11 protein-coding genes and 1 pseudogene are annotated in these 11037 nt (G+C 61.2%); 3 read left to right on the top strand and 9 right to left on the bottom strand.

Features of this window, described 5'->3' with window-relative positions; all coding sequences use genetic code 11:
* Window positions 1-153: 153 nt before the first annotated feature.
* The 6 genes from NKG60_RS05145 to NKG60_RS05120 form a co-directional block, all read right to left on the bottom strand.
* Window positions 154-1071, bottom strand: a complete 918-nt coding sequence (locus tag NKG60_RS05145; RefSeq protein ID WP_352974277.1) for a MurR/RpiR family transcriptional regulator — start codon at window positions 1069-1071, stop codon at window positions 154-156.
* Window positions 1072-1085: 14 nt separating this feature from the next.
* Entirely contained in the window at window positions 1086-2144 is a 1059-nt protein-coding gene (locus tag NKG60_RS05140; RefSeq protein ID WP_352974275.1) for a C45 family autoproteolytic acyltransferase/hydrolase, read from the bottom strand.
* Window positions 2134-2862, bottom strand: a complete 729-nt coding sequence (gene glnQ, locus NKG60_RS05135) for a glutamine ABC transporter ATP-binding protein GlnQ (RefSeq protein ID WP_352974272.1) — start codon at window positions 2860-2862, stop codon at window positions 2134-2136. The genes NKG60_RS05140 and glnQ overlap by 11 nt, the downstream gene beginning before the upstream one ends.
* Window positions 2859-3515: a glutamine ABC transporter permease GlnP gene (gene glnP / locus NKG60_RS05130; RefSeq protein WP_352974270.1), complete on the bottom strand. Its 657-nt coding sequence runs from the start codon at window positions 3513-3515 to the stop codon at window positions 2859-2861. The genes glnQ and glnP overlap by 4 nt, the downstream gene beginning before the upstream one ends.
* 61 nt (window positions 3516-3576) lie before the next feature.
* A complete protein-coding gene (glnH, locus tag NKG60_RS05125; RefSeq protein ID WP_352974268.1) occupies window positions 3577-4326 on the bottom strand; it encodes a glutamine ABC transporter substrate-binding protein GlnH in 750 nt (249 codons plus the stop codon).
* A gap of 147 nt (window positions 4327-4473) precedes the next feature.
* Entirely contained in the window at window positions 4474-5331 is an 858-nt protein-coding gene (locus NKG60_RS05120) for a beta-keto acid cleavage family enzyme (protein ID WP_352974266.1), read from the bottom strand.
* A 79-nt stretch (window positions 5332-5410) separates the two neighbouring features.
* On the opposite strand from NKG60_RS05120, the gene NKG60_RS05115 reads away from it, so the two are divergent.
* Window positions 5411-6301 (top strand): MurR/RpiR family transcriptional regulator, encoded by an 891-nt coding sequence (locus NKG60_RS05115; RefSeq protein WP_352974263.1) that lies wholly within the window; start codon window positions 5411-5413, stop codon window positions 6299-6301.
* Window positions 6298-7632, top strand: coding sequence for an aspartate aminotransferase family protein (locus NKG60_RS05110; RefSeq protein WP_352974261.1), 1335 nt, complete (start codon window positions 6298-6300; stop codon window positions 7630-7632). Before NKG60_RS05115 ends, NKG60_RS05110 begins: the two co-directional genes overlap by 4 nt.
* Window positions 7633-8063: 431 nt before the next feature.
* Here the strand turns inward: NKG60_RS05110 and NKG60_RS05105 are convergent, their stop codons facing one another.
* From NKG60_RS05105 to NKG60_RS05095, 3 genes are all read right to left on the bottom strand, one after another.
* The gene (locus NKG60_RS05105; RefSeq protein WP_352974259.1) at window positions 8064-9248 is read right to left on the bottom strand and encodes a tyrosine-type recombinase/integrase; all 1185 of its coding nucleotides are present in this window, start codon (window positions 9246-9248) and stop codon (window positions 8064-8066) included.
* A complete protein-coding gene (locus tag NKG60_RS05100; RefSeq protein ID WP_352974257.1) occupies window positions 9248-9499 on the bottom strand; it encodes a helix-turn-helix domain-containing protein in 252 nt (83 codons plus the stop codon). Before NKG60_RS05100 ends, NKG60_RS05105 begins: the two co-directional genes overlap by 1 nt.
* Window positions 9500-9562: 63 nt before the next feature.
* On the bottom strand, window positions 9563-9814 hold the full coding sequence (locus NKG60_RS05095) for a hypothetical protein (RefSeq protein WP_352974255.1): 252 nt from the start codon (window positions 9812-9814) through the stop codon (window positions 9563-9565).
* Window positions 9815-10158: 344 nt separating this feature from the next.
* On the opposite strand from NKG60_RS05095, the pseudogene NKG60_RS05090 reads away from it, so the two are divergent.
* A pseudogene (locus NKG60_RS05090) lies at window positions 10159-10896 on the top strand (ArdC family protein); the annotation flags it as partial.
* Between the last annotated feature and the right edge of the window lie 141 nt (window positions 10897-11037).

Below are 11037 nucleotides of genomic sequence, written 5' to 3'. Positions count from 1 at the left end.
CATCAACAGGCCGGACAGAAGACTGCACCCGACCAACGCGCCATAATGTCGAATTACCTCTTGCATCGCGGGAGCCATCCACAGAAGACATCGCGGCTGACCAGCCTTTGAAGGTCGCGCTCGCGCCAAGAACGGACCGTCGCAAGCCGTGGATCAGCCGACCTCGATGTTCATCTCGGCGATCAGACGTTCACGCCCGGCTAGCGAGTTCAGCGCCTTGTCGCCGAGTTCCCGGGCGACAAGGTTGAGCAGCGCTTCGCAAAAAACGACATAAGCGCCCATGCTGTTCGAATAGAAGCTGCTGGCGTGAGGGATGAAAAAGGCATGCTCGGCAGGAGGAACGAGCGGCGAGGATCGGGAATCCGTGATCGCGATCACGGCCTGGCCATTCGCCGCCGCGATTCGAGCAACCTCTGCAACGCTGCGCGTATAGGGCGCACAACTTGCGACGATGACAATGTCGCCCCGATCAAGCTGCGACAGTGCTTCGGCGACGCCGAGCCGTGGCGCGTCCAGCAGTGCCACGTCGGAGCGCACCATGCCGAGGCAATAGGTGAGAAAACTGGCCAGGGAATGGAATTGACGCACGCCGTGAACGCGCACGCGGCGAGCGCTGGCCAGCAGCCTGGTCGCCCCCTGCAGCGAAACGCCATCCAACTGGCCGAGGAAGCCGTCGACATTTGCCGCCGTTTCCCGCGCCAGCCGCTCGAAGACCTCGATCTCCGCATTACCGACGGACCGCGTCGCTAGAAGTCGTCCGGCCTGGCGACTGTAGAAATACTGCTGGTCATTGGCGATGGCCTTGCGGAAGACGGCCTGGAAATCGCTGAAGCCTTCGAAGCCGAGACGCTTCGCCAGCCTGGTCAGGGTCGACGGATTGATGCCGAACTGATTTGCAAGTTCCGAAATCGAACGGACCGCCGACTGCTCCGGTGCTTCCACCAGCTTGGCGAAGACGTCGTGCGCCTTCGAGCCGAGTGAAAAGCCCGCCTGGTCACGGCCGACCGAGAGCGCGAGCGCCCTCAGATCCTCGATGGTGCGCGGCGGCTCGGCAACGGGTTCCTCTGGCATCGCACCGCTCCTGTTCACGTCGCGACAGGTACCAGCCCATCCCGCATTTCGAAGCGAGCTGCTTCATGCGGTCTATCGTAGACAGACCACTCGACCTTGTCAGCCCCGATGCGGAACACCGCGCTGGCCAGCGTGTTCTCGATGTCGCCGTCGTCCGGGTCAGTGCGGTAGATCGGCAATTCCGGGTCGACCGCGTCCCACAATATGCCAACGGCGCGCCTTTGCGGATCCGGCTCCGACGCTTGACCAAGCAGCATCTCGCCTCGCCGCTGGCGCGCGCCGGATGATCCGGTGACGACCTGCGATATGCGTCCGGTGTCGGCATGGATGAGATGGTTGGAATGGACGCGCGCCGCTTCGACCCGGTCGACGGAAAGCGCCTGAGCGGTGAATTCAACGCTGAGAAGCCGCTCGTCCCCGGCCTGGGCCAAGGTCAGGTGAAATGCGCCGGCGCGCGGCGCCGATTTGAGCAGCGCCGCCGCCGCGTCCAGGCTTGGCGCGTCGAGTATCGCCCGGGTCAGGACCATGCGCGGCGTGCCGGAGCCGCCAGCCAGCGGCCTGAGGTTGTTGACGGTCTGAACCAGTCCGGCCGACGTCGCGGCAAATGTGTGCCCAGGCAGCGAGCCGGGATAAACGAAAGCCGTGAACGTGCTGCCGCCTTCGCAAGCCACATGGGCCAGGGCACAGTGGCCGGCAAAGTCCGGGTCGCCATCCTCATTGTGCCCGACAACATGCGGGGAGCCGGGCAATTGCACGGTCGTGCAGCCATCCGGCGCCATCGCCCAGATGTCGCCGCGACAGTTCCACAGGAAGACATCGTCGAAAGGCAGTTCCAGGCCGACGGCAAGACCTTCCAACTCGGCCCAGCAGCGTGGAAACCGCTCGCGAACGATCGTTGCCATCAGGCCGATGCGCGGATCGGCGCGGCGTACGGTCAGTTCGCGCCATGCAGCAGAATGGCGCAAATGGCCATGCAGGGCGGCGCGACCGAAGCGACCGAGAGCCGCTCCGACATCATAGGGCGAACCTGCGACAGCGATAAAGGAAAGCCGGCGGCCGGCGTCAGGCGACATGCTGCAGAAACTCTTTCAAGCGCGGGTTTTGCGGGTTTTCGAGCAACTGCTGCGGCTCGCCGTCGACGGCGATCTTGCCGCCTTCCATGAAAATCAGCCTGGTTCCGACCTTGCGGGCGAAGGCCATCTCGTGGGTGACCACGATCATGGTCATGCCTTCCTCGGCCAGCGCCTGCATGACACGCAGTACTTCATGCCTGAGTTCGGGGTCAAGCGCCGACGTCGGCTCGTCGAACAGCATCAGCTTCGGCTTGACGGCCAGCGCGCGAGCGATGGCGACGCGTTGTTGCTGGCCACCGGAAAGCTCGCTCGGATAGTGGTGGGCGCGGTCGGAGAGCCCGACCTTGGCCAGCATCGCCATGGCCTGCTTGCGCGCCTCGTGGCGCGACTCGCCGCGCACGCGGTGCGGGCCAAAGGCAACGTTCTGAAGCGCCGTCATCTGCGGAAAGAGGTTGAACTGCTGGAAGACCATGCCGGCTTCCTGGCGGATCAGCCGGACCAAGCGGCCGCTGCCCTTGACGCTGATGCCGTCGACGATGAGATCGCCGCCATTGATCTCCTCCAGCGCATTGATGCAGCGAAGCAGCGTCGACTTGCCGGATCCGGAAGGGCCGATAAGAACGACCTTCTCGCCGGGCTCTATCGACAGGTCGACTTCGTCAAGGATCGTTACCTGACCGAAGCGCTTTGTGACTTTCCTGAACTCCACGATGCTCACAGGATGCGCATCCTCTTTTCGGTCACTCTCAGGATCAGCGTCAGCGCGCCGGTCATGATCAGATAGAGCAACGCCACGGCGGACCAGATTTCGACGGCGCGGAAGTTGGCTGCCATGATTTCCTGGCCTTGCCGCGTGAGTTCGCCGACGCCGATGACGATGAAGAGCGACGTATCCTTCAGGCTGACGATGAACTGGTTGCCGAGCGCCGGGATCATGCGACGGAAGGCGAGCGGGCCGATGATGTAGACAAGCACCTTCCAGAACGGCAGTCCAAGCGCCAGACCGGCTTCCCGCAATCCCCGGTGAATGGACAGAAATGTGCCGCGCACGATTTCAGCGATGTAAGCGCCGGCATTGACGATGATCGCGATGATGGCGGCTGCCAGAGGATTGATCCGGATATCGGCGAGCATCGGCAAGGCGAAATAGATGAACATCACCTGCACAATGATGGGGGTGCCTCGTATGATCTCGACATAGACGAAGGCCATGGCGTTGAAGACGACATTGCCGTAGGCGCGCGCCAGGCCGGCGGCGAAGCCGATCACCAGCCCACCGGCGAGCCCGGCCAGCGCGATCAGCACGGTGAGGCGAGCCCCTTTCAAAAGTTCCGGCAGGGCTTGCCAGATGACGGACCAATCAAAATCCATGAGAAGCTTTTCCTTCGAGGAAGGCGCGCCGGAATGCCGGCGCGCTGGGAAACCCTGGGGATCAGCTCTTCGGCGGCTCGGCGCCGAACCACTTCTTGTAGATGCTGGTATAGGTGCCGTCGCCCTTCAGCTTGACCAGCGAAGCGTTGACCTTGGCGACAAGTTCACTGCCCTTCGGAAAGGCAATGCCGTATTGCTGGGCCATCATCTGCGGACCGACGGTTTTCACTTTTCCCTGACCGTTGGTCTTGATGTAGTAAAGGACGTTTGGGGTGTCATGCATGGCGGCGTCGGCGCGGCCGGTCGCGACTTCGAGATAGGCGTTGTCGCTGTTCGGGAACAAGCGGAGTTCCGTTCCCTTGAAATTCTCCTTGGCGTAGTCGGTCGCCGACGTGCCGGTCTTGACGGCCAGCGTCTTGCCGACGAGATCCTCCGGACCTTTGATCTGGCTATCGATCGGCACCATCAGCAGGAAGCCGCTGTCGTAGTAGCCATCCGAAAAGTCGATGACCTTCTTGCGCTCGTCCTTGATGGTGATGCCGGCAAGTCCGACGTCGACCTGCTTGGTCTGGAGCGCAGGGATGATGCCGTTGAAGTCCATCGGCTGGAGCGTGTAGGTGACGCCGATATCCTTGGCGACGGCGTCCCACAGATCGATGTCGAAGCCGACATATTTGTCGCCCTCCTTGAATTCGAACGGGACGAAGGCGGTGTCTGTCGCAACGATCAGGTCGTCGGCACGGGCTGGCTGGCCAAGGATAAGCGTTGCCGCAACGGCGGCGGCGGTGAGACTTGCAAATGCGAACTTCATGTCCGGGTTCCCCTTTTTGTTGGAATTTGCGTTGAGAACCGTAACACCGTCACAATCGTCTCGCAAATGCAAAATGCATTGTCAAACCGTATGCATCAAATATTTGCATCGGACCCGGGTGAAAAACCGTCTAGGGAATCCGATGGTCTAGATGCCCGCCCAATGGACACGCAATGTGTCTGCGTCGGCGATCGCCAGCCCGCAGGCCTCGATTGCCTGTTTCGTGGCCGCTACCAGATCGTGATTGCCTGAGGCCAGCGCTCCATCCGGCAGGAACAGATTGTTCTCGAATCCAACACGCGCATGCCCGCCAAGCAGCGCGCCTGACGTCACGCACGCTGTCTCCTGCCGGCCGAAGGCACAGACCATCCAATGCCTGAATGCCGCAATGTCGGCCGCGAGGAACGGCAGCAGATCGGCGGGCCGGGACGTTTGCCCGACCGTGTAGCGACCGAGCACATAGAGCACCGGCAGGTTCTGGAAAGGAATCATGCCTCGCCTCGCGAGCGCCTGCAGATATGACGCCTCGCCGGCAGAATAGAGGATGATCTGCGGCACGATCCTCTCTGCGCGCAGCCATTCGAGGAACGATGAGAAACCCGCCTCATGCGTTTCGTCAGGCACGAATTCGCGCAATGCCAGCGAGACGGCTTCGGGACGCACCTCGCGCACCACCCGCATCTGCTGCTCGGGCGCGTAGACGCCCACGGCCTCGCTGGTGATCTGGATGACGAGCCTTTCGCCAATGCGAGCCCTGATCGCCGCGATCGAGGCCCGATAGGCCTCCGCGTCCAAGAGGTGGCGTCCGTCGCGGTCGCGGACATGGACATGGATCATGGCCGCCCCGGCATCGAGCGAGGCCGCGGCAACCCTCGCCAACTCGTCGGAGGTGATCGGCAGGGCGGGATGATCCGCCTTGGTGCGTCTGCCGCCATTCGGGGCGACGGCGATGGTGACGGGGTCTGCCTGCACGGGCGCCCCCGGTTGATTTGACGTATCGCTCACCGCCTGCTCCGTTTGTTGCATATGCAAAATTGATGCTACGTATGTTGCATAGTCTTGCGATCGCGTCTATGCTTGCGCCATGATCCGTGCGCCGCTCACCGATGCCATTGTCGAGGTCTTCGACACGTTGCCTACGCAGCTTCAGGGCGCGGCCCGCTATCTTCTCGACAATCCCGAAGACATCGCGCTGCTGTCGATGCGCGAACAGGCGCGCCGCGCCGGTCTGCAACCCTGGACGATGACACGTCTGGCAAAACGGCTGGGCTTTGACGGCTACGAGCCGCTGCGCTCGCTCTATGCCAACGCCATGCGGCAGGGGGAACTCGGCTTTGCCGGCAAGGCCGGCACGCAGCTTTCCCGACAAAAACAAGTCGGCGACCGGGCATTGGCCGCCGAGATGATCGCGTCGCTGTCAGCGCAGGTTGCTGGTCTCGGCGACCCAGACGTGCTCGATTCGCTGGCTGCCGCGGCTGGACAGCTTCACGCGGCGCGCCGGATATTCTGCCTTGGACTGCGGTCGAGCCACCCGGTTGCCGCCCACTTCGCCTATGTCATGTCCTTCCTCGGTGAAAAGGCAGTGATGCTGGACGCCGCAGCAGGAGCCGGCACCGACGCCATCCGCCTGGCCACCGCCAAGGATGTTCTGTTCGTCGTCGGCGTCGCCCCCTACACCAGGCTCACGGTCGATCTTGCCCGCCGTGCCGCGGCCAACGGCGTTCCGCTGATCGCAGTCACCGACAGCGTCGTGTCACCGCTTGCAACTCTGGCCGGGCTGTCGGTTCTGGTTTCGACAGACAGCCCGTCCTTCTTCCACACCATGTCGCCAGCCTTCATCATCGGCGAGATTCTCGCCGCACTGATCGCCGGCAAGGGTGGGGAAAAATCGCTCGCCGCCATTCGCCGCACCGAAGACCAGCTGTCGCAGCTCGACATCCACCTATTGCCACCGCGTGGCTGGAGAAAAGCATGACTCATATTCTGCACCGCCAGATACACGCCACGCTCCCCGTCGCCAGCGGCGGCAAGGGCATTGAACTGTTCGATACCGATGGCCGCGCCTATATCGACGCCTCTGGCGGAGCCGCCGTTTCGTGCCTCGGTCACGGCCATCCTGACATCCTCGCCGCCATGCACCGGCAAGCCGACACGCTGGCATATGCGCATACCAGCTTCTTCACCAGCGAGGCGGCGGAGGCCCTGGCTGACCGGCTTGTCACCAACGCTCCGGCCGGCATCAGCCGCGCCTATTTCGTCTCCGGCGGCTCGGAAGCGGTCGAGGCAGCGCTCAAGATGGCGCGACAATATTTCGTCGAGACCGGTGCGCCGCAGCGACGCAATATCATCGCGCGCAGGCAAAGCTATCACGGCAACACGCTCGGCGCCCTGGCGACTGGCGGCAACGAATGGCGGCGCGCGCAGTTCCGGCCACTGCTCATCGACACACACCACATCGATCCATGCTTCGCCTATCGCTTCCAGGAAGCCGGCGAGACGGACGAAGACTATGCCAGCCGCGCCGCGCAGGCGCTGGAGGACAAGATCCTCGAGCTCGGCCCCGAAACGGTGATGGCCTTCGTTGCCGAGACTGTGGTCGGCGCGACGGCGGGCGCGGTGCCGCCGGTGGCCGACTACTTCCGTCGGGTCCGCGACATCTGCGACCGCCACGGTGTTCTTCTGATCCTCGATGAGGTGATGTGCGGCATGGGCCGCACCGGAACGCTTCATGCCTGCGAGCAGGAAGGCATTGCCCCCGATCTGATGACGATCGCCAAAGGGCTGGGCGGCGGCTACCAGCCAATCGGCGCGGTTCTGCTCAGCCAGAAAATATTCGACGCGTTTTCAAGCGGCTCGGGTCTCTTCCAGCACGGTCACACCTATGTCTGTCACCCGATGGCCTGCGCGGCAGCACTTGCCGTTCAGGACGTCATCACCCGCGACAAGCTTCTCGACAATGTCAGAGCCATGGGCGTGCATCTGTCGCGTCGGCTTGGCGAGCGTTTCGACAACCATCCCAATGTCGGTGACATTCGCGGGCGCGGCCTGTTCATGGGCGTGGAACTGGTGGAGGATCGCTCGACCAAGGTGCCCTTCGACCCCAAACGGAAGCTGCACGCGGGGATCAAGAAGGAAGCTATGGCGCGCGGCCTCCTAGTCTATCCAATGGGCGGCACGATCGATGGGATCAATGGCGACCACGTGCTTCTGGCTCCGCCGTTCATTTGCGACGTACCGGCCATCGACGCGATCGTGGAACGGCTCGGCGATGCCATCGAGGCGGCATTGCGAACATCACCAAACTAGACCGGAACTGCGTTTGAAGGCAGCGACGTGACGTCAGCTCATCCACCGTTAGGCGACTTCGTTCTCCGGCCCCACTCAGGACCTCTGCACGCTCGACGTAAAATGTCCGTTTCTAGCGCTATCAATAGCGTCACGTAGCACACTGCAGGCGCTTCTCGTTCCGCCATCCTAGACGCCTTTGAGCGAGGCGCGTTTGGTGGGACAAAAACATTGAAAAATATTGGAACGGATTTGAATGCAGCGTGGTCCCACCGGATTCTAACTGCTTGATTTAGCTTCTTTTCCAAACATCCTCCGGGCCCACCATGACCATTGATTCCATTTATAAAAATTGGCGTTTGCCCACGGCTTGCCCACGCTTTGCCCACGGCGCGCTCAGCCAAGAAGAAGGCGACCAAAGGCGCTTTCACTAATCGCTTGGAGATTCCATCTCACCGCACGATCCGCAAATTCGCCCGCCGCTTCATCTGATCGCGCTTTTCCTCACGCTGGTTGATGGCTCTCGCTATGTCGACGGCTATCCGTTTCTTGTTAGCATCGCGCACATAGTCATCAGTCACCGTCATCGAGGAATGGCCCATAGCCTCCATGATGGCGCGCGCTTGGATATTGCATTCTGCCAAATAGGTTCCGAAGGTGCGGCGTAGTCCATGAAGCGTATAGCCGTCGGCGATACCTGCTTGCCGCGTCCAGTGCTGCATCATGCCTGTCAGGCTCTTTTCTGAAAACGGGTTGCCATAGCCGTTCTTCAAGACGGTTCCCCCCTTCGAGCGGTCTAGCGGGTCTAGCGCTGCCGCCAGCTTGTCCACCACAGGGATAAACATCTCCCGTCCGCCATGACGATTACGGTTCTTCTTTTGCCGGAAGGCGAACGCCTCGATCAATACCAAGGAACCGTCGAACAGTTCGATCTCCTCGGTCACGAGATCATCCCATTCAAGGTCAGCGATGTCGCCTCGTCGGTTGCCGAGCCAGAAACCAAGCGCATAGCACGTCCGAGCGGGCGTACCGATCGGATGCCGCTCTTCGTACTTTTCTCGGATCACAATTGGCCAAGCCGGGTTCTTGGTCGATTTGGGCACGCGTACGCGGATTGACAGCGACGGATCATCCTGCGGCTTCATCCATTTCTCGACTTCGATCGCCACCCACAGAAGCTTCTTGACGGCTACCAGCATGTGTTTGGCGACCGTCCGGTTTGTCTTGAAGATGCCTTCTATGATTGTGCGAAGCCTGTCGGCATCCATGAATTCGACCGGCACATCGCGCCATGCCAGCACATGCTGGGGCTCGACCGGCATATTGAGGAAGCGCTCAATCAAATTGCTGTTCTTGGCTCGGGTCGCCGGGTCGAAGTCAGCCCACTCCATTGTGGTTTCAAGACGCCGTGCTGCGTGCCCGAATGTGCGCGGCAGGACACGTCCAGGCATGTCGATGATTTCCGCCTTGCTTGTGCAACCTTCTATGGCACGCAGGTAAGCGGCCTCAAACGCTTCGTCGCCAGGTTGTCCAGGCAAGGCTATCTGCCGAGCATGGCGATTGGCACGAAAGCGCCAGTATTCCTTGCCGTTGACGACGCGGGACGAAGCCCCAGGGTAGTCAGGATGTTTAGCCATCAAACTCTCTTTCGAGGCTTCTGCCGGAGTTGCTCCCCACCCAGCACCTTCTCATGAACCAGGTCATGCGAAGCGGCGATACTTTCCATGGCGACGCGCAGAAGCACTGGGTACGGAAAGCCTCTGGCTTGCTCGATGCCTTCAAACGTGCGCTTCGGAATTCCCAGCACCTTGGCCGCGGCTTCGGCGGTGAATCCTCCCTTGGCCCGCCATTTCTTCACTTCTTGCGCAAGCTTCTCATTATCGTTCACGTCACACCATCTGCACAGGCGATCAATCCTACTACGCCATCAGCGTATATTCAAGAAAATTCGCTATGAACTCCTTGGCTCCCTTTTGCTTCGCTCCAGAAGTTCCTGCAGTCCATGGTTTTTGTCAGGCAAAGAGGTGAACGCCATATCCAGGGCCACGCGGTCCCAGACGGCGCGACTGTTGATGTGTTTAGGTCTCGGCATGCGTCCGTCAGCAACCATCTCGTCGAACAGCGTAGATCCGACACCAACATAGCGTGTCGCTTCAATACGAGAGAGGCCTCGCGGCGGGTACGAGATCGTGTCACTCCTCATAGGCGTCTCCTTGAGACTGCATGGCGCATGCGCGACGGCTGCCGTAGGTGGAAGTTCTTCGAAATGGCGTTGCTGCCGACAACGAACTTCACGCAGCTGCGCCTATAGCGCGAGCGTGTGCTGCCACATTCAGGGAACACGGCCTTGGGGCGGAAGTCCTGTCAACGGTTCGGTCGGCAATAGGAAGCTGTGGCGCGCAAATCGGATGAATGCCCGACCGGAATTTGCTTGCTGGCGGTGACTTGAAGGTCAGTGCCCGCGAGAGAGTGAGAGTGTGGAGCGGGTTTCCGCGACGGGTTGAAAGCCGGAGGAGAGGCCTCCGACGCCTGTCGCGGAGAACCGCGATGTCCAATCACGAAAATCCAGGCCGCGCCATTGCCGACCGGACCAACCTCTATGACGACATAACCAGGAAGATTATCGCCGAATTGGAAGCCGGTCGTTTCCCTTGGGTCCAGCCATGGGGAACCGCCGCCGCGAAGGCATCGCTGTGTCTGCCAAGGAATGCCAGCACCAGCAGGGCCTATAGCGGGATTAATGTACTTATCCTCTGGGGTGCCGTCGTCGAGCATGGTTTTCAAACGCAGAGCTGGCTGACCTTTCGACAGGCGCATGCGCTGGGCGGAAATGTTCGGAAAGGCGAGCGTGGCACCACTGTTGTGTTTGCGGATCGCTTCATTCCGGACGAGGAGAAAAAGCGCGCCAGCGAGATTGGCGAGGATGCCCGGGCGGTTCGATTCCTCAAGCGTTTCACGGTCTTCAACATCGAGCAATGTGAAGGTTTGCCCGACGGAATCGCAATTTCGCCTCCGCTGCCGGACGCGGGCCTGATCGAGCCACGTGTCGAAGCATTGATCAAGGCCACCGGCGTCGAATTCCGTATCGGTGGGAACAGAGCGTACTACATGCCAGCCTCCGACCACGTGCAGGTGCCGCCGCCACAGGCCTTTTTCGAACCAATCAACTGGCATCGCACGGCCTTGCATGAGCTTGGACATGCGACTGGTCATCGATCACGTCTCGCCCGCGATTTCTCCGGGTCTTTCGGCACCAGGAAGTATGCGTTCGAGGAACTTGTGGCCTTATCCTGACTCTGTAATCCTGTCTCAGAATCAGGCAATGGAAGCACCTTGCCGACGGTTCCGGTGAAGCTCGTCAGACGTCCGGGTCAAGCGTTCCCGCAGCGAAGCGAGGACAACGCTTTACGCGGCGGCGGCACCACA

This window comes from Mesorhizobium sp. M1428 (assembly GCF_040317515.1).
Classification (GTDB): Bacteria; Pseudomonadota; Alphaproteobacteria; order Rhizobiales; family Rhizobiaceae; genus Mesorhizobium.
Note: the sequence above shows the minus strand (reverse complement) of the source record. Positions and strands in the feature narration are given on the sequence as shown.

Bases quoted from the DNA above. Each gene is read 5' to 3' on its own strand.
- NKG60_RS05145 (WP_352974277.1), bottom strand. From the start codon at position 1,071: ATGCCAGAGGAACCCGTTGCCGAGCCGCCGCGCACCATCGAGGATCTG.
- NKG60_RS05140 (WP_352974275.1), bottom strand. From the start codon at position 2,144: ATGTCGCCTGACGCCGGCCGCCGGCTTTCCTTTATCGCTGTCGCAGGT.
- glnP (WP_352974270.1), bottom strand. From the start codon at position 3,515: ATGGATTTTGATTGGTCCGTCATCTGGCAAGCCCTGCCGGAACTTTTG.
- glnH (WP_352974268.1), bottom strand. From the start codon at position 4,326: ATGAAGTTCGCATTTGCAAGTCTCACCGCCGCCGCCGTTGCGGCAACG.
- NKG60_RS05115 (WP_352974263.1), top strand. From the start codon at position 5,411: ATGATCCGTGCGCCGCTCACCGATGCCATTGTCGAGGTCTTCGACACG.
- NKG60_RS05110 (WP_352974261.1), top strand. From the start codon at position 6,298: ATGACTCATATTCTGCACCGCCAGATACACGCCACGCTCCCCGTCGCC.
- NKG60_RS05105 (WP_352974259.1), bottom strand. From the start codon at position 9,248: ATGGCTAAACATCCTGACTACCCTGGGGCTTCGTCCCGCGTCGTCAAC.
- NKG60_RS05095 (WP_352974255.1), bottom strand. From the start codon at position 9,814: ATGAGGAGTGACACGATCTCGTACCCGCCGCGAGGCCTCTCTCGTATT.